This window comes from Luteibacter anthropi (assembly GCF_023699965.1).
GTDB classification, from domain to species: Bacteria; Pseudomonadota; Gammaproteobacteria; order Xanthomonadales; family Rhodanobacteraceae; genus Luteibacter; species Luteibacter anthropi.
On sequence record NZ_CP077072.1, the window covers coordinates 1,951,182 to 1,967,912 of the forward strand.

Sequence of the window (16,731 nt, forward strand, 5' to 3'; positions counted from 1 at the left end):
CTGTGTATCGCAACATTATAACATTTTACGAAAGGCCCCCGATGACTCCCGCCCGTCTCGCTCTCAGCATCGCCCTGGCGCTCGCCGCCGCCCCTGTTTTTGCGGATGACGCGCCTCCGCAAAAAGCTACGAATCTGGGCGAGGTCGATGTGACCGCCCGCCTCGACGAGGCACGCAACAGCCTTTCGCCCGATACCGGCAGCAGCCAGTACGTGATGGACCGGCAGACGATCCAGGCCCTTCCGCTGGGTGATTCCACGCCGCTGAACCAGGTGATCCTGCAGGCACCGGGTGTAGTCCAGGATTCCTACGGCCAGCTGCATGTGCGTGGCGATCACGCCAACCTGCAGTACCGCATCAACGGCGTGCTGATTCCCGAAAGCATCGGCGGTTTCGGCCAGACGCTCGACGCGCGCACCATCGACAGCGTGAAGCTGCTCACGGGTGCGCTGCCGGCCCAGTACGGTGACCGTACGGCCGCCGTGGTGGATATCACCACGCGCACGCCGAAGCAGGATGGCGTCGGCGGCAGCGTGGGCATCACCGGCGGCCAGTTCGGCACGGTGAACCCGAACGCCACGCTGTTCGGTCGCAGTGGTGACTGGAGCTGGTTCCTCACCGCCAATTACCTCGAAAACGATGTCGGCATCGAAAACCCGACGTCCAGCCGCAAGCCGATCCATGACCACACCAACCAGGTGAAGGCCTTCGGCGATGTCTCGTATCTGATCAACAACGATACGCGCCTGAGCTTCATGTTCGGCGTGACCAACAACCGCTTCGAACTGCCGAACAACCCGGGCCAGACCCCGCAGTTCGGTTATCTCGACGTCACCAACTTCGATTCCTCCCAGCTCAACGACCGCCAGCAAGAAAAGACCCGTTTCGGGGTGCTGAGCCTGCAGGGAAAGCTGGGTGATACCGCTTATCAGGTGTCGGCTGGCGCGCGCTACAGTGGTCTGGATTTCACGCCCGACGACATCGGCGACCTGATGTTCAACGGCGTGGCGTCCACCGTGCGTCGTGCCAATCGCGCGACCACGCTGCAGGCAGATTTCTCGACGCCGTGGGGTGACAACCACACCCTGCGTTACGGCATCTACGGCTCGTTCGAGCGTGCCACGTCCAGCAATAATTCGCTGGTGTTCCCGGTAGACGACACCGGTGCGCAGTCGTCGACCGTGCCGCTCAATATCCTCGATACGAGCCGCGTACTGGCACGTACCTATGCGGTGTACCTGCAGGACGAGTGGAGCATCGGCGACAAGTGGACCGTGAACTACGGCCTGCGCGGTGACCGTTACGACGCGTTCCGCGTGGAAAGCCAGCTCAGCCCGCGCGTGGGCGTGGTGTACCAGCCCACCGATACCACCACGATCCATGCCGGCTATTCGCGATACTTCACGCCGCCGGCCTCGGAGATGATTTCGCCCACCACGATCGCGAAGTTCGCGGGCACCACGGGTGCGCAGCCGGATAGCGGCAACGATACCCCGCTGGCCGAGCGTTCCAGCTATTACGACATCGGTATCTCGCAGAAGATCGGCAGCCAGTGGACGCTTGGCCTGGACAGCTACAAGCGTCGCGTTTCGCGCATCCAGGATGAAGGCCAGTTCGGCACGGCGCTGGTGTATTCCACGTTCAACTACGACCAGGGTCGCGTGAAGGGTACCGAGTTCACGGTGAACTACGACGGCGGTGCGCTCACGGCGTACTTCAACTTCGCGTACAACCGCTCGGTCGGCAAGAACGTGATCACCAGCCAGTACAACTTCCAGCCGGATGACCTGGCCTATATCGCCGATCATTACATCCACCTCGACCACGACCAGAAGTTCACCTCGTCGGGCGGTGTCAGCTATGTATTCGACGATACGACGCGCATCGGTGCGGACTACCTCTACGGATCGGGCCTGCGCCGTGATGGCATCGTGCCCAACGGCGACACCATGCCGGCCTATTTCCAGCTGAACCTCAGCGTCGGTCGCGATTTCCAGTTCTTCCAGGGGGCGGCGACGCATGCGCAGCTGGCTCTGGTGAATGCGCTGGATCGTACGTATGAGCTGCGTGATGGCACGGGTATCGGCGTAGGCGCGCCGCAGTTTGGTCCGCGTCGTGGCGTATTCCTTTCGTTGCAGCAGGATTTCTAAGGGAAGCCTCGCTTCGAAACGGTCGCGCGCAAGGCGCGCTCCTACACGATTGCCCTGTAGGAGCGCGCCTTGCGCGCGACCGGACTGGCGACTGCCTTCGGCTCACCCCATGGGATCGGTTATCCTGATCCCCATGACCGACCGCCTCCCCGAACCTGGCGCCGACGAGCGCGCCCACTCCGAACACCTGTCCGCCCTGCTGCGTGAAGAAATCGCCGCGCATGGCCCGATGCCGTTCTCGCGCTTCATGGAGCGCTGCCTCTATACCCCCGGCCTGGGCTATTACAGCGCAGGCAAGACCAAGTTCGGCGCAGACGGCGACTTCGTCACCGCACCCGAACTGGGCACGCTGTTTGCCCGCTGCGTCGTGCGCGCTTTCGAGCCGGTGCTGGCGTCGCTGGGGCCGGATGCCGACTTCATGGAGATCGGCGGTGGCAGTGGTGCCTTTGCGGAAGCTGCGTTGCGCGCGCTCGATGTCGCTGGGAAGGTCCCGCGCCGTTACATGATCCTGGAGCCCAGCGCCGACCTGCGCGAGCGCCAGCGTGAGCGCCTGCATGCCAACCTGCCGCCGGCACTGGCGGCGCGGGCTGTATGGCTCGACGCTCCGCTGGAAGAAGAATGGCAGGGCGTGCTGTTCGCCAACGAGGTGATCGATGCGCTGCCGACCACGCGCTTCACCACGCGCGACGGCGAGGTCTACGAGGAATACGTGGTGCTCGATGGCGATGGCAGGTTTCATCGCAACGACCGCCCGGCCGACGTGCTGGTCAATGGCGCGGTCCGCCATGTCGAGCGTGACCTCGGCCGCGAATTCGAGGCAGGTTACCGTACCGAGATCCTTCCGCAGCTGCCGTACTGGATGCAGGCGGTGGCCGGGACGTTGCGCAAGGGCGCGATGATCTTTGCAGACTATGGGTATACGCGCAGCGAGTATTACCTGCCCGAGCGCACGGACGGCACTTTGCGTGCGTTCTACCGTCATCGCGCGCATGGCGATGCGTTCTTCCTGCCGGGTCTTCAGGATCTCACGGCGTCGGTGGATTTCACGGCGCTGGCCGAGGCGGGTAACAGTGCCGGCTTCGGTGTTGCAGCGTATGTGCCGCAGGCGCAGTTTCTTATCGCCGCCGATATGCAGGAGTTCTTCGAGAATGACTACCTTGCGCTGGAAGACGAGGCGGCGCGTTATCGACTGGCGCAGGAAGTGAAGAAGCTCACCCTGCCGGATCAGATGGGAGAGCGGTTCCAGGTGATGCTGTTTGCACGGGGTGTGGATCCTTCGGTGTTGCCGGACGCCGTGCTGGCGGCGGATCAGGGGGCGCGGCTTTAGGGCTCGGCGTTTCGCGATGACGGTCGCGCGCAAGGCGCGCTCCTACAAGGGCGGCGCGCGACCACAACGAAGCGACACCCCAACTGTAGGAGCGCGCCTCGCGCGCGACCACCTTGATCCGAAGCCGACAGCCAAGCCCCGCGGCTCACCCATTCCCCGCCAGCATCGCCCGGATCTTCGCCATATGCGATTCCGCGGTGTCTTTCTTCACCTCGGCATCCGCTTCCGGATCCTGCCCATCCCAATGCAGATCATCCTGCGGCAGCTCTTCAAGAAACCGGCTGGGATCGTTCGACAGCACCTCGCCGTACTTCTTGGAGCGTGACGCATACGAAAGCGTCAGCATCTCCTTCGCACGCGTGATACCCACATACATCAGGCGCCGCTCCTCATCGAGCCGGCCCTCGTCCAGCGCGCCCTCATGCGGCAGCGTGCCATCCTCGCAACCCACGATGAAGACGAAGCGGAATTCCAGGCCCTTCGCCGAATGCAGCGTCATCATGCGCAAGGCATTGCCAGGATCATCGCGATCGGCATGGCTCAGCAAGGCCAGCTGCTGCGCGATGTCGCCGGTGCGGCCGCCATCGCGGCCCATGGCGCGGAACCAGTCCATCAGCTCGCGAATGTTGCCCAGGCGCCGCTCACGCAGGGCATCGTCCGGTGTTGTCGCTGCAATGTGCGCGCCATAGCCGGTTTTCTCTACCACGGTGGCGACGAGATCCGCTGCACTCTCGTGCACGGCGTGACTGCGCAGCTCGTCCATCAGCCGCGAGAAACCCGCCAGTGCAGAGGCAGGGCGCGCAGCCAGGTTCTTCAGCGCGGCATCGCTGCGCGCGGCATCCAGCAACGAGGCATTGCGCGTCTGCGCGATCTGGCCCAGCTTTTCCAGGGATGTCGAACCGATCTCCCGCTTGGGCACGTTCACCACGCGAAGAAACGCCGCATCGTCGGTGGGATTCGTGAGCAGGCGCAGATAGCAGAGGATGTCCTTCACCTCGGCACGGTCCAGGAACGACAGCGCGCCACTCAGGTGGTAAGGCACCTTGGCCAGGCGCAGCGCCTTCTCCAGCGGACGTGCCTGGAAGTTGCCGCGATACAGGATGCAGAAATCATCCCATCGGCAACCCTTGTCCTTGTACTTCTCGTGCAGCGTGGACGCGATGGCGGCAATGCGCTCGGCTTCGTGATCGCCATCCTTGCACTCGATCACCCGGATAGGCGGGCCTTCGACGTGGTCGCTCCACAGCTTCTTCTCGTGAACGTGCGGATTGTTCGCGATGAGATGGTTTGCCGCACGCAGGATACGCTTGGCACAGCGATAGTTCTGTTCCAGCTTGATCACGCGCAGCTGCGGGAAGTCGCGACCCAGCTGGTCGATGTTTTCCGGGTTGGCGCCACGCCAGGCGTAGATGCTCTGGTCGTCATCACCCACGCAGGTAAAGCGCGCCTTCGGCCCTGCGATGGTCTTCAGCAGGCGATACTGTGCGTCGTTGGTATCCTGGTATTCGTCCACCAGAAGGTAGCGCAGGCGCTCCTGCCAGATCGCGCGCGCATCGGCATCGGTTTCGAGGATACGCAAGGGCAGGCGGATGAGGTCGTCGAAATCCACCGCGTTGAAGGCGGCGAGGCGCTGCTGGTAAAGATCGTAGATCGTCGCCGCCTCGATCTCGCGCGGCGTACGTGCGGCAGCCATGGCTTCTTCCGGCGTGAGGCCGGAGTTCTTCGCCTTGCCCAGCAGGTTGCGGATGCCAGTGATCACCTCGGGCTTCACGCCCTTGGGCGACAGCTCCTTGATCATGTTCGCGCTGTCTTCGGCATCCAGCACCGAGAAGCCGCGGCGCAGCTGCGCGCGCTCGTGCTCGATCTGCAGGAACTTCAGGCCCAGCGCGTGGAAGGTGCACACGGTAAGGGCCCGGGCGGCATCGTCGGAGATGAGCCGGCCCACGCGCTCGCGCATTTCCTTCGCGGCCTTGTTGGTGAAGGTGATCGCCGCGATCTTCTCGGCCGCCAGGTGCCGCCGGGAGATCAGGTGCGAGATCTTCTCCGTGATGACACGGGTCTTGCCGGAGCCGGCGCCGGCCAGCACAAGGAGGGGACCGTCGCAGTATTCGACGGCCGCGTGTTGTTGGGGGTTGAGCATCGGATCGGCCGGGGTGGACTGGCGGACGAGGCCCCGGATGGTAGCAGGTGGCGGACCGGGGGCGGGGCGGAGCCGGCGGGGGCGGGTTTGGGTACCATGTCCGGTCACGAACGGACCGGGCCCGCATGGCAAAGCTGTATTTCTACTACTCGGCAATGAACGCCGGAAAGACCACGACCCTGCTGCAGAGCGCCCACAACTACCACGAGCGCGGCATGCGGACGCTGATTCTCACGCCCGCGCTGGACGACCGCTATGGCGAGGGCGTGGTGGCTTCCCGGATCGGCCTCCAGGCCCGCGGCGTGCGCTTCGGCGCCGAGGACGACCTGCTGGCGGCCGTGGAGGCGGATATCGCCGCCCGGGGTCCCCTGCACTGCGTCCTGGTGGACGAGGCCCAGTTCCTGAGCAAGGCCCAGGTCTGGCAGCTGTCCGACGTGGTGGACAACCTGAACATCCCGGTCCTGGCCTATGGCCTGCGCACCGACTTCCGGGGCGAGCTCTTCGAAGGCAGCCGCTACCTGCTGGCCTGGGCCGACAACCTGGAAGAGATCAAGACGATCTGTCACTCAGGGCGCAAGGCGACCATGGTGGTTCGCGTGGATGAACACGGGCGTGCCGTGACCCAGGGGCCCCAGGTTGAGATCGGCGGCAACGACCGCTATGTCTCCGTGAGCCGTGCCGAGTTCAAGAGCATCACGGCCGGCGATGGCCGGATCGAGCTCCAGCAGTCCGTACTGCCCCTCGGCGAAAACGACACCAACGAAGGAAATCCCGCGTGACCGAGACGACGACCCCCGCCGCCGAATGGCCGCGCCCCTACTGGCAGCCCAGCGACGAGCAGGCTGTACTGCTGTACTTCGTTTTCGGATCGTTCGCCGAGGACGTGGTGATTCCGTCGTCGAAGTACGGCAGCCCCGGCCTGCCCGAAGGCATCGAGATGCAGCGCATGCAGAATACGGTGCTGGCACGCTGGGAGGGCTATCCTCTGGCTGGTGCGCTGGGTGACCTGCTGAACGAGGACAACCCCGAAGGCTACAGGGCCGCCAGGGCGGCACCCCACGTCATGGTGATTCGCGGGCGATTCCCCGATCGCGAGAGCCTCGATTACCTGCGTGACACGCTGGGCGTCGTCGCCGCACTGACCGATGTCGGCGGCAAGGTCGTGGTCGACCCGCAGATTCTCACCTTGTTCGATGCGAAGGACTGGCGTGAGCACTATCTCGTACCCGGCGGCGCGCCGCCGCGCCACCATGTGCTGATCCTGTGCAGCCCCGAGGAAACCAAGGGCCGCTCGTGGATCCGCACGCGTGGCATGCGCAAGTTCGGTCGTCCGGATGTCAGCGTCACCAACGTGCCCGATCGCGACATCGATAGCGTCGGCGTGCTCACGGAAAACTTCGTGGAGCTGGCCGCCCTGGGTTCGCGTTTCGAGGAAGGCCAGCTGATCGATGTCACGGGCGTGCGCGGTGGGCTGAAGGTCGCCCTGTCCGGTGACGAGAGCGACCCCCGGTTCAACAATTCGCACGCAGCGATGCGCTGGCCGGATTAAAGCGCCTCAGGGCGAGGTTTCGACCACCGCCCTTATCACCTCGCCGGCCAGCCTGCCTCCGTTCAGGCGGTCGGCGATGACGCCTCCGAACTCCTGGCCGTTCTCGAAGTTATGCAGTACGGCCGACTTGCCGTACAGATCCTCGGCCGCCGATACACGCATGGCAGGGCTGTTCCATGCATCGTTGCCGCCGATCAGCCGGAACGTGGTGCCCTTGGGTATGTCGCGGAGCACGGCCGAACGGGCCTTGCGCGGTGGGCAGCGATGTCCCTTGTCCGAAGCGAAGGACTCCGAGTGGCTGGCCCTGGCCGGGATGGCGCAAAGACGATTACCTGTGCCGCTGACACCATCGAACAGTTCGATCGTTCCCATGTTCAGCGAGCCGGCCACACTGCCGAGTTGGCCGTTGTGGAAGAAATCCACGGCCACGAAGTTCGGTTTGCGTCGCGCCGCCGCGTGGCATTCGTTGTCGATCCGGTTGCGCAGCACGTTGTAGTTGTTGTCGGTGGGCGCATGGTCGCCGAAAGGCGAGGTGTGGAAATGGTTCATCACGAACAGGCGTGACCAGGTGCGGTTCCACACCTGTGCCGTGTCGAGCGGTACCGAGTTCCATCGCGACCGGCACGAATGGTCATGCGTGAAGATGGTGTCGCCGATGCTCCAGTAGTTTTCCACCGTGTAGTCGCTGTCGTACATCACGTGCAACGGTCCGCTGGCGGTATCCATGTCGCCGCTGTTGGCCAGCGTTTGCGAGAAGACGAGCAGTCGTTGGCCGCTGTCGACCATCTGCTGATACGTGGGCCATTGGGCGGTAGCCCAGCGATTGGGGTTGAAGACCTGCGGTGCCAGTCCCGTCACACTGGAAAAGGCATGGGCCAGTTCAGTCCGGTTTACGTAGTCCTCCAGGTGGAGCGTGACGATGGCGTCCGGCTGGCGCGAGAGAAAGGGGAGGATCGTGCCATTGAGCAGTGCCGAGAACGTCGGCTCGGTACCGATGCAACTGCCGTGGCAAAGCCGCACCGCACCTGCGGAATAATGAAGGTCCAGCATCAGGCTGCGGACGCCGGAGTCGAGCTGTTCCCTGATGGAAAGCGTCTGGCTGGGGAGGATCGTGGTAGCGAACGCATTATGCGTCGATATCCACGTGTACTCATTAAACGGCTGGTTCGGGTTGTCGGCGTAAGGAATATCCGCGCGTGCGCTGCTACAGGCGAGCAGTGCCAGCGTTGACAGCATCAACTTCTTCATAAGCATCCATGCTTCGGGTGGGTGCCGGAAAGAATAGATGAGGGTCAGGACTACGCGATGTAGGGCTTCGCCGCGCAGCGGTGTCGGCCTACGGAGGCTTGCCGTTCGTTCAGTGCTGGCAGTTCGGGCAGAAGAAAGATGCTCGCTGTCCCAGTGTCACCACGCGGATCGGTGTGCCGCATACCTTGCATGGTTCGTTGGCACGCCCGTAGGCAAACAGCTCCTGGAAGAAGTATCCGGGGGCGCCGTCGGGCGACAGGAAATCGCGCAGGGTGGTGCCACCGCGCGTGATGGCATAAGCCAGGATGCGTTTCACCTCGTCGGCGAGCTTTGCGTAGCGCTCCCGCGAGACCTTGCCGGCTGCGCGGCGCGGATCGATGCCTGCCGCGAACAGTGCTTCGCTGGCGTAGATGTTGCCCACGCCGACCACGATGGCGTTGTCCATCAGGAAGGTTTTCACCGGCGCACTGCGTCCGCGCGACAGGTGCCAGAGCACGTCGCCGTCGAACGCGTCGGTGAGGGGTTCGGGGCCGAGGTTTTCCAGAAGCTGGTGCGTTTCGCCCGGCTTCTGCCACAGCAGCGCACCGAACCGTCGCGGGTCGGTAAAGCGGAGTACGCGATCACGCTCAAGCACGATATCCACGTGGTCGTGCTTGTTGACCGGCGTGTCGGAAGGCAGCACGCGTAGCATGCCCGACATGCCCAGGTGCAGCAGGGCGGTGCCCAGCTGGGTGCGCAGCAACAGGTACTTCGCGCGCCGGTCTACCGATTCGATAACCTGTCCCGGCAGAAACTGCGTGACCTCGCCCGGGATCGGCCAGCGCAGGTCGGGACGTCGCAGTACGACGTCGCGGATGCGGCGGCCTTCCAGGTGCGGGGCGATGCCGCGGCGGGTGGTTTCGACTTCGGGCAGTTCAGGCATGGGCGAAAGATGGGGTGTTTGTCAGCGACAGGCAAGCACCTGTAGGAGCGCGCCTTGCGCGCGACCGGGTTTTGCGAAAGGCGGGTCGCGCGCAAGGCGCGCTCCTACAGGGGGAGGTTCCGCGTTCTGGGGGCTCTGGGCAGCGCTTGTGCCGCCACGAAAGCGATCCGGTCGCCTACCCGCACATAGCGCTGCTTGCCCAGGGCCGTCATCTCACCGAACTCGATACGTGTCCCGTCGAGCACCAGCACGGCAGCCGGAGAGGCCAGCCCGATCTTCGCCGCATCGAAGTCCGCGGACGGTTTCCATGCGTTCACCGGGGTCGTCGCCAGCGCCGCCAGTTCGTCGGCCCGGCCCTCGTCGGCGGGGATGCCAGAGGTGTCGATCCAGTGCCCCGCGCGACGTTCGAAGCGCTGCGATGGGTAACCCTTCAACGCCACATCGATGCGGCCGATGGTGTCGGGATCGAGCGTCGTCAGCAGGTGGGCGCGTGCGTCGGTTTCGTCGGTGTGCCATTCCCACGCAACGGCGCCGACCAGTATCACCAGCACGAAAAGTGCAGCCAGCCGAGCCTTCATGTCAGCGCTTCCGGCGGCGCCATGCGATGCCCGTGCCCAGCCCGAGCAGGAGCAACGGCAGCGCGACGAGGAAGCCGAAGGTGATGGCGTTGAGTCCGCCCTGGGACAGGGCGATGGCCCGGTCGGGTGCGCCGCGCGAGGGCAGGTTGACCAGTACGTCGTCGCCCAGCAGCCAGTCGATGACCCGCTCGCCGAGCGCGCGGTTGCCACCGTTGCCAGCGAAGGTATTGGAGAGGAAGTCGCCGTCGCCGATCACCACGGCACGCTGTTCGCTCTTTGTCGGATTCGGTGAAAGCCGGTTGAGGGCAAAACCGAAATCCAGCGGCCCCTTCATTTCGCCATGTTCCGGATGAAAGGCGATGGTGGACGGCTTGTCGTTGTCGATGCCACCGAAGGCCGTCCAGCTGCGTTCGCCCGAACGCAGGAAGGGCACCACGGCCCAGTCGTGCGCGGAGACCTGCGCCAGCGCCGACGCCTGCGGAAACAGCGTGGTGTCGCGGAACGCCCGCGTGATCGCATGGAACGGGTAGTCCCCCGGTACGACGATGCGCGGGTCCTGCACGTTCAGCGTGCTGCCCTGGCCATCCACCAGCACGCCCGGCAGCAAGCGTATGCCGAGCACGTCCGCGAGCGGCGCGGTGCCGAGATCGTCATTCGATGGCTCGGTAAGCCACAACAGGTTGCCTCCGTCGCGCACGTAGTCGACGAGGGCCTTCACGCTGCCGGCGGGCAGGGCGACGGAGGGGCTCGCGAGCACGACCAGATCGGTATGCTCGGGCACTCCACGCGTCTGGCTGAAGTTCAACGGCACCGCGCGCACGCCGCGTCGCTCCACCTGGCCCATGAAGGTACCCAGGTCGGCATTGGCGTGGCCGTCGGCCTGGCGTTCACCGTCACCGGTGACGAAGGCGATCACGCGCTCGCCGCCACGCGCCAGTCGTTCGAGGGCATTGGACAGGTTGCGCTCGTTGATCGGGCTTTCCACGCGCTGCTCGCGACCCTTGTAGCGCACCAGCAGGGCACCGTCGCCGCTGATGCCGAGCTGACGTGAGGCGGCGGGATCGAGGTCCGGGTCAATGAAGGAAAGGGTGAGGTCCTTCTTCTCGCGCAGGTAGCGCTCCATGACCCCGGCGATCTGTTCACGCAGGGGGCCGGTCGGCGATAGATAGCCCACCACCTCGACCGGGCCGTCGAGGGTATGCAGCACCGCGATGCTTTCCGGCGCGAGGCTGGCGCGCGCGCCGCGCGTCCAGTCGGCGGTCCACGGACGGCGCGTGCTGAGAAAGCCGATGCAGCCCGCACCGATGAAAAGGGCAATCACGACGAAGAGGCGGTCGAAGCGTCGCATCACTGGCGCTCCCTGTCGGCGCCCAGCCGGCGTACGGCCAGCGTGAGCGCAAGAGCGATCGCCAGCGCGAACCAGACGAGATCGGTGGATGACACGAGGCCGCGCAGCAGGTTCTGGAGATGCGTCGCGAGCGTGAGCCATTCGAGGAAACCGCCGTTCACGCCCGCGGCCTGCGCACCACGATCGATCGTCCATAGCGCCAGGGTGACGATCAGGGCGGCGGCGGCCGCGATGGCGGGAAACGTGGTGGCGGCCGAGCACGCGATGCCGATGGCGGCCAGTGTGGCGAGGGTCAGTGAGGTACCGAACGTGGCAGCGGCAAGCTTGCCCCAGTCGGCCGTGCCCTGGATGCCGACCACGAGCGGCATGGCGAGCGTGGCGAGCAGCCATAACGCCAGCCAGGCGAGCACGGCGAGGTATTTGCCCAGCACGACACGCCAGGGCGAGAGTCCCGTGGACAGCAGTAACGGCAAGGTGCCGGAGCGACGCTCGCCTGCCAGCGCGGACATGGTCATCAGCGGCACCACGAGGAAGGCCAGCTTCACCAGTTCGGCCAGCAGGGGAATGGCGACCAGATCGGTAAAGCCCGGGGCGTCGGCCACGGCGGCCAGCTTCACCTGCGCCCCGAGGAACTGGCCCAGGCCCAGCACGAAGGTCCAGGCCAGCCATGCGATGGTGAGCGCGGCCAGTGCCCAGGCCAGGGGGCGTACGGCAAGGCGGCGCAGTTCGAGGCGGGTCATCGCGGCGAGACTCATGCGGCCGCTCCCGTGGCGATGGCGAAGAAGGCCTTTTCCAGCGTGGCGTGGTCGCCCAGCGGCGCATCGTGGCGCAGGCGCCCTTCGTGGAGAATGACCACGCGGTCGCAGACCGCCACGACCTCACCCAGTACGTGGGTGGAAAGGATCACGGCACCACCTGCCGCCGAGCGCTCGCGGATCAGCTTGCGCAACTCGCCCACCTGCACGGGATCGAGTGCGTTGGCCGGCTCGTCGAGGATCAGCAGCGGAGGTTCGTGCAGCAGCGCGCAGGCCAACCCCAGTCGCTGGCGCTGGCCCTGGGACAGGACCCCGGCAAGGCGGCGGCGCAGATCGCCCAGTTGAAGACGTTCCATGACCGTATCGGCGGCACGACGGGCCTCGGCCCTGCCGATACCGCGCAGCGCGGCGAAGGCGGCGAGGTGTTCGTCCACCGACAGCTCCGGCCACAATGGTGCGGCTTCCGGCAGCCAGCCGACGGTGCGACGGGCGAGGGCAGGGTGGTTGTCGAACCGCTGGCCGTCCAGTTCGATGCGGCCCTCATCAGGGCGCAGGGCGCCTGCGAGCATCGCCAGCGTGGTGGATTTGCCCGCGCCATTGACGCCGAGAAGGCCCAGGACTTCGCCCCGGTTCAGCTTGAAGGAAAGCTCGCTGACGGCCGCACGGCCGGCACGGCGCCGGGAGACCCCGGACACATTCAGGATAGGTGTCGCATTCATGCGGATACGTCGCCCAACGCCGGGTTACGCGCAGCATCTTGCGGACATCTTGCCGCAGCGTGTTGATCTCTCTGAACGGCTTGAGGGGCAATCATCCGGCGATTGTGCGCAAACGGCCGTTGAAACGACAGTCGCCGGCTTCACATTTCTTCTAACACCGTGCTGGTGGGTATGGAAACCCCCCGCTAGACTGGGCCCTGCACATCTCTTTCATCCTTAGCGCGGTACCGACCCGATGCTCGACACCCTGCTCGATTTCCTGGCCAACGGCCTCACCCGCGCAAGCTGGGGCGAGATGCTGGTCTATCTGCTGGTCGTCACGCAGCTCACCATCTTCACGGTGACGCTGTACTACCACCGCAGCGCCACCCATCGCGGTGTCGACTTCCACTGGACCCTCAACGGTTTCTTCCGTTTCTGGGGCTGGCTCACCACCGGCATGGTGGTGAAGGAGTGGGTCGCCATCCACCGCAAGCACCACGCCAAGGTCGAGACCGAGGAGGATCCGCACAGCCCGCAGGTCTTCGGCATCAAGAAGGTCTTCCTCGACGGCGTGGCGCTCTACCGTGAGGCCAGCTACAACAAGGCCGACATGGAGAAGTACGGCCGCGGCACCCCGGACGACTGGTTCGAGAACAACCTGTTCGGCAAGCACCCGTACTGGGGCCCGACGCTGATGGCCATCATCAACCTGTCGCTGTTCGGCGTGGTCGGCATGGCTATCTGGGCCATCCAGATGATCTGGATCCCGTTCTGGGCCGCCGGCTTCGTCAACGGCATCGGTCACTGGTGGGGCTACCGCAACTTCGAAAGCTCCGACACGGCCACCAACATCTCGCCGTGGGGCTTCTGGATCGGCGGCGAAGAGCTGCACAACAACCACCATGCCTTCCCCAGCTCGGCGAAGTTTGCACTGCGCAAGTGGGAGTTCGACATCGGCTGGGCGGTGATCTGCGGCCTGCGTGCCGTGCGCCTGGCTAAGGTGCTGCGCGTGGCTCCCACGCTCAACATCCGCCCGAACGTACACCTGCCGGATGCCGAAACGCTGAAGGGCGTGCTGGCACTGCGTTTCCAGGCCACCACCGACTACTACCGCAACGTCATCCTGCCGACGCTGCGCGAGGAAGCCGGCCAGGCCGGTGAAACCATCAAGGCCGTGCCGCGCCGCCTGCGCCGCGCCCTGGCCGACGGTGGTCGCTGGCTCGACAACGATGCCCGCGAGCGCATGCATGCTGCCCTGGCCAATCGCCCGGCGCTGCGTACGGTATGCGAGTTCCGCGCCCGTCTCGTGGCCCTCATGGAAGAGCGCGGTGCCGAGAAGTCGCTGAAGGCGCTCCAGCAGTGGATCGTCGAGGCCGAGGAAAGCGGTATCCGCTCGCTGCAGCAGTTCGCGCAACGGCTGAAGGGCTATTCGGCGGTGGGCGCGTAAGCGCTCTTCGCCCGGCTCGAAAAAAGCCCGCCATCCGGCGGGTTTTTTTTTGGCTCATCGACGCAACCCGCTTATGTAGGAGCGCGCCTTGCGCGCGACCGGGTTATCGCGACAACCGGTCGCGCGCAAGGCGCGCTCCTACAGAACAGTGCGGTCCATGCATCCGGGAAGCGCCCATAAAAAAGGCCGCCTTGCGGCGGCCTTTTCGCAAGATCACTTGATCTTGCCTTCCTTGTATTCGACGTGCTTCCGGACGACGGGGTCGTACTTCATGAAGACCATCTTTTCCGGGGTGTTCTTCTTGTTCTTGGTGGTCGTGTAGAAGTGACCGGTGCCCGCGGTGGAAATCAGGCGGTGCTTATCGCGCTTGCTTGCCATGGTGCGATCTCCTTAGATCTTTTCGCCGCGGGAACGGAGGTCGGCCAGCACGGCTTCGATGCCGTTCTTGTCGATCGTGCGCAGGGCGTGGTTGGAAACGCGCAGCTTGACCCAACGGTTTTCGCTGGCGACCCAGAAGCGGCGCTCGTGCAGGTTCGGCAGCCAGCGGCGACGGGTCTTGTTGTTCGCGTGCGAGACGTTGTTACCGGTCTGCACACCCTTGTTGGTGACTTGGCATCTACGGGCCATGGTGGCCTCCTTTAGATTCTGTTGGACCGCCCTTTGGCCAGGGTGGCGACGGCCCAGCAACGACCCGGGAAGGGGGCGCCACGCGACGGCTGGAGATGGAACGCTTCCGCCATTGAAGAGGCCCGCATCGCGTAACGGACCCAGCCGACATGTCGGCATGGCATAGGGAAGCCGGGCATTCTCTCAGATTCCGACGGTCTGTAGCAAGTCGGACTGTGCGCTGTCATACGATGTATGAAACAATCCGGCCTTTCGCGCCGCTGGCGTGAATCCACACCAACGACGCATTCGAGGAAAGACCATGGCAGAGATCAACGCCAACGGCCAGGCCGGCCAGCCGCAGCTCGTGCTGCAGAAGATCTACGTGAAGGACGCTTCGTTCGAAGCCCCGAACGCCCCGCAGATCTTCCAGGAAATGGGCGAGACCGAGGCCCAGCCGCAGGTCCAGCTCAACCTCGGCCACAAGGCCACCGACCTCGGCAACGACATGTACGAAGTCGTGCTCAGCCTCACGCTCACCTGCGCCCTGGGCGAGCGCACCGCCTACCTGGCCGAAGTGCACCAGGCTGGCATCTTCGGCATCGCCGGCTTCCCGGAGCTGGACCGCGACGGCATCCTGGGCTCCTACTGCCCGAACCTGCTCTTCCCGTATGGCCGCCAGATGGTCTCGGCGATGGTCCAGGAGGGTGGTTTCCCGCCGTTCCTGCTGCAGCCGATCAACTTCGACGCCCTGTACGCCGAACAGCAGCGCCAGCAGCTCGAGGGCGCCGGGGCCCATCCGCTCAACAGCTGAGCATGAGCGCTCCCTCCCGACCCACCGTCGCCGTCCTCGGCGCCGGTTCCTGGGGTACCGCGCTGGCTGCACTGCTGGCGCGAAACGAGGTTCCCACCCGGTTGTGGGGGCGTGATGCGGATGCGCTGGCGGCCATGGCCGCCGCGCGCCGTAACCTGCGCTACCTGCCCGACCTCGACCTGCCGCCCGAACTCACCTACGAGAGCGACCTCGCTGCCGTGCTGAAGGGCGTGGGCATCGTGCTGATCGTGGTGCCGAGCCATGCTTTCGCGGCCATGCTCGACCAGATCGTGCCGTTGCTCGAACCCGGCGCGAAGGTGTCCTGGGCGACCAAGGGCTTCGAAACCGGTACGGGCCGCTTCCTGCACGAGCTGGTGAACGAGAAGCTGCCGGGTCGTCCCGCGGCGGTCGTCACCGGGCCGTCGTTCGCCCGCGAGGTCACCGCCGGCCTGCCCAGCGCCGTCACGGTGCATGCCACCGACGAGGCCTTCGGCAAGGAGCTGGCCGTGCTGCTGCACGCGCCGAATTTCCGCGCCTACACCGGCCACGACATCCTCGGTGCCGAGCTTGGCGGCGCCATGAAGAACGTGCTGGCCGTGGCCACCGGCGTGGCCGATGGCATGGAGTTGGGCCTCAACGCCCGCGCCGGCCTCATCACCCGCGGCATGAACGAGATGCTGCGCCTGGGCGTGGCCCTGGGTGCGCGTGCGGAAACCCTCATGGGTCTCGCGGGCCTTGGCGACCTCGTGCTCACCTGCACGGGCGACTTGTCGCGCAACCGTCGCCTGGGCCTGGCCCTGGGGCGTGGTACCCCGCTCGACGAGGCCGTGCGCCAGATCGGCCAGGTGGTGGAAAGCGTGGTCACGGCCGATGAAGTAGCCCGCCTCGCGGCGGCCCACGGCCTCGACCTGCCCATCTCCGCCGCCGTCCAGGCGGTGCTCCACGGCGAGGTCACGCCCGCCGAAGGCCTGCGCACCCTGATGGGGCGCGAGCAGAAGGCCGAGTACCCCGTCGACCTCTTTCCGGGTCGCCAGCACTGAAGACGCGGCCCGGTTCGCTGAACCGGGCCGGTCCACTGGGTAAAAAGTCCTACCGGAACGTCATCATCCCTTTGCTAAGCTTCCTGTTTTGGTCGCGCGGGCGGGA

Annotated in this window: 16 protein-coding genes; 7 read left to right on the forward strand and 9 right to left on the reverse strand. The window is 65.3% G+C overall.

Annotated elements, in window-relative coordinates:
• Positions 1–41: 41 nt before the first annotated feature.
• Together KR767_RS08685 and KR767_RS08690 are read left to right on the forward strand one after the other, a co-directional pair.
• Positions 42–2,150: a TonB-dependent receptor gene (locus KR767_RS08685; RefSeq protein ID WP_250878837.1), complete on the forward strand. Its 2,109-nt coding sequence runs from the start codon at positions 42–44 to the stop codon at positions 2,148–2,150.
• A gap of 133 nt (positions 2,151–2,283) precedes the next feature.
• Complete coding sequence (locus KR767_RS08690; protein WP_250878838.1) at positions 2,284–3,477, forward strand: class I SAM-dependent methyltransferase; 1,194 nt, start codon at positions 2,284–2,286, stop codon at positions 3,475–3,477.
• Positions 3,478–3,622: 145 nt separating this feature from the next.
• Here KR767_RS08690 and KR767_RS08695 read toward each other — a convergent pair whose 3' ends face one another.
• Positions 3,623–5,617 (reverse strand): UvrD-helicase domain-containing protein, encoded by a 1,995-nt coding sequence (locus KR767_RS08695; protein ID WP_166946307.1) that lies wholly within the window; start codon positions 5,615–5,617, stop codon positions 3,623–3,625.
• A gap of 125 nt (positions 5,618–5,742) precedes the next feature.
• On the opposite strand from KR767_RS08695, the gene KR767_RS08700 reads away from it, so the two are divergent.
• Entirely contained in the window at positions 5,743–6,396 is a 654-nt protein-coding gene (locus KR767_RS08700) for a thymidine kinase (RefSeq protein ID WP_166946309.1), read from the forward strand.
• Positions 6,393–7,166 (forward strand): hypothetical protein, encoded by a 774-nt coding sequence (locus tag KR767_RS08705; protein ID WP_250878839.1) that lies wholly within the window; start codon positions 6,393–6,395, stop codon positions 7,164–7,166. Before KR767_RS08700 ends, KR767_RS08705 begins: the two co-directional genes overlap by 4 nt.
• A 6-nt stretch (positions 7,167–7,172) precedes the next feature.
• Here KR767_RS08705 and KR767_RS08710 read toward each other — a convergent pair whose 3' ends face one another.
• From KR767_RS08710 to KR767_RS08735, 6 genes are all read right to left on the reverse strand, one after another.
• Positions 7,173–8,414 carry a phosphatidylinositol-specific phospholipase C domain-containing protein gene (locus tag KR767_RS08710; protein ID WP_250878840.1) on the reverse strand — a complete coding sequence of 414 codons (1,242 nt, stop codon included), beginning with the start codon at positions 8,412–8,414 and terminating at the stop codon, positions 7,173–7,175.
• Between the two features lie 109 nt (positions 8,415–8,523).
• Complete coding sequence (gene mutM, locus KR767_RS08715) at positions 8,524–9,336, reverse strand: bifunctional DNA-formamidopyrimidine glycosylase/DNA-(apurinic or apyrimidinic site) lyase (protein ID WP_250878841.1); 813 nt, start codon at positions 9,334–9,336, stop codon at positions 8,524–8,526.
• Positions 9,337–9,440: 104 nt separating this feature from the next.
• Positions 9,441–9,914: a DUF4340 domain-containing protein gene (locus KR767_RS08720; protein ID WP_250878842.1), complete on the reverse strand. Its 474-nt coding sequence runs from the start codon at positions 9,912–9,914 to the stop codon at positions 9,441–9,443.
• A 1-nt stretch (position 9,915) separates the two neighbouring features.
• The gene (locus tag KR767_RS08725) at positions 9,916–11,262 is read right to left on the reverse strand and encodes a GldG family protein (protein WP_250878843.1); all 1,347 of its coding nucleotides are present in this window, start codon (positions 11,260–11,262) and stop codon (positions 9,916–9,918) included.
• Entirely contained in the window at positions 11,262–12,017 is a 756-nt protein-coding gene (locus KR767_RS08730; RefSeq protein ID WP_250878844.1) for an ABC transporter permease, read from the reverse strand. The genes KR767_RS08725 and KR767_RS08730 overlap by 1 nt, the downstream gene beginning before the upstream one ends.
• Complete coding sequence (locus KR767_RS08735; protein WP_250878845.1) at positions 12,014–12,736, reverse strand: ABC transporter ATP-binding protein; 723 nt, start codon at positions 12,734–12,736, stop codon at positions 12,014–12,016. The genes KR767_RS08730 and KR767_RS08735 overlap by 4 nt, the downstream gene beginning before the upstream one ends.
• Positions 12,737–12,971: 235 nt before the next feature.
• On the opposite strand from KR767_RS08735, the gene KR767_RS08740 reads away from it, so the two are divergent.
• A complete protein-coding gene (locus tag KR767_RS08740; protein ID WP_250878846.1) occupies positions 12,972–14,165 on the forward strand; it encodes a DesA family fatty acid desaturase in 1,194 nt (397 codons plus the stop codon).
• A gap of 213 nt (positions 14,166–14,378) precedes the next feature.
• On the opposite strand, the gene rpmG is transcribed toward KR767_RS08740, so the two are convergent.
• Both rpmG and rpmB read right to left on the reverse strand, forming a co-directional pair.
• Complete coding sequence (gene rpmG, locus KR767_RS08745; protein WP_036109728.1) at positions 14,379–14,543, reverse strand: 50S ribosomal protein L33; 165 nt, start codon at positions 14,541–14,543, stop codon at positions 14,379–14,381.
• A gap of 12 nt (positions 14,544–14,555) precedes the next feature.
• Positions 14,556–14,792: a 50S ribosomal protein L28 gene (gene rpmB, locus KR767_RS08750; RefSeq protein ID WP_089981369.1), complete on the reverse strand. Its 237-nt coding sequence runs from the start codon at positions 14,790–14,792 to the stop codon at positions 14,556–14,558.
• A gap of 301 nt (positions 14,793–15,093) precedes the next feature.
• Here rpmB and secB point away from each other — a divergent pair, with 301 nt between their 5' ends.
• Entirely contained in the window at positions 15,094–15,585 is a 492-nt protein-coding gene (secB, locus tag KR767_RS08755) for a protein-export chaperone SecB (RefSeq protein ID WP_166946327.1), read from the forward strand.
• A 2-nt stretch (positions 15,586–15,587) separates the two neighbouring features.
• Positions 15,588–16,625, forward strand: a complete 1,038-nt coding sequence (locus tag KR767_RS08760; RefSeq protein WP_166946329.1) for an NAD(P)H-dependent glycerol-3-phosphate dehydrogenase — start codon at positions 15,588–15,590, stop codon at positions 16,623–16,625.
• The last annotated feature ends 106 nt before the right edge of the window (positions 16,626–16,731 follow it).

Bases quoted from the DNA above. Each gene is read 5' to 3' on its own strand.
- rpmB (WP_089981369.1), bottom strand. From the start codon at position 14,792: ATGGCCCGTAGATGCCAAGTCACCAACAAGGGTGTGCAGACCGGTAAC.
- KR767_RS08760 (WP_166946329.1), top strand. From the start codon at position 15,588: ATGAGCGCTCCCTCCCGACCCACCGTCGCCGTCCTCGGCGCCGGTTCC.
- KR767_RS08720 (WP_250878842.1), bottom strand. From the start codon at position 9,914: ATGAAGGCTCGGCTGGCTGCACTTTTCGTGCTGGTGATACTGGTCGGC.
- KR767_RS08690 (WP_250878838.1), top strand. From the start codon at position 2,284: ATGACCGACCGCCTCCCCGAACCTGGCGCCGACGAGCGCGCCCACTCC.
- KR767_RS08725 (WP_250878843.1), bottom strand. From the start codon at position 11,262: ATGCGACGCTTCGACCGCCTCTTCGTCGTGATTGCCCTTTTCATCGGT.
- KR767_RS08710 (WP_250878840.1), bottom strand. From the start codon at position 8,414: ATGAAGAAGTTGATGCTGTCAACGCTGGCACTGCTCGCCTGTAGCAGC.
- KR767_RS08735 (WP_250878845.1), bottom strand. From the start codon at position 12,736: ATGAATGCGACACCTATCCTGAATGTGTCCGGGGTCTCCCGGCGCCGT.
- KR767_RS08700 (WP_166946309.1), top strand. From the start codon at position 5,743: ATGGCAAAGCTGTATTTCTACTACTCGGCAATGAACGCCGGAAAGACC.
- KR767_RS08730 (WP_250878844.1), bottom strand. From the start codon at position 12,017: ATGAGTCTCGCCGCGATGACCCGCCTCGAACTGCGCCGCCTTGCCGTA.
- secB (WP_166946327.1), top strand. From the start codon at position 15,094: ATGGCAGAGATCAACGCCAACGGCCAGGCCGGCCAGCCGCAGCTCGTG.
- KR767_RS08740 (WP_250878846.1), top strand. From the start codon at position 12,972: ATGCTCGACACCCTGCTCGATTTCCTGGCCAACGGCCTCACCCGCGCA.
- mutM (WP_250878841.1), bottom strand. From the start codon at position 9,336: ATGCCTGAACTGCCCGAAGTCGAAACCACCCGCCGCGGCATCGCCCCG.
- KR767_RS08685 (WP_250878837.1), top strand. From the start codon at position 42: ATGACTCCCGCCCGTCTCGCTCTCAGCATCGCCCTGGCGCTCGCCGCC.
- rpmG (WP_036109728.1), bottom strand. From the start codon at position 14,543: ATGGCAAGCAAGCGCGATAAGCACCGCCTGATTTCCACCGCGGGCACC.
- KR767_RS08695 (WP_166946307.1), bottom strand. From the start codon at position 5,617: ATGCTCAACCCCCAACAACACGCGGCCGTCGAATACTGCGACGGTCCC.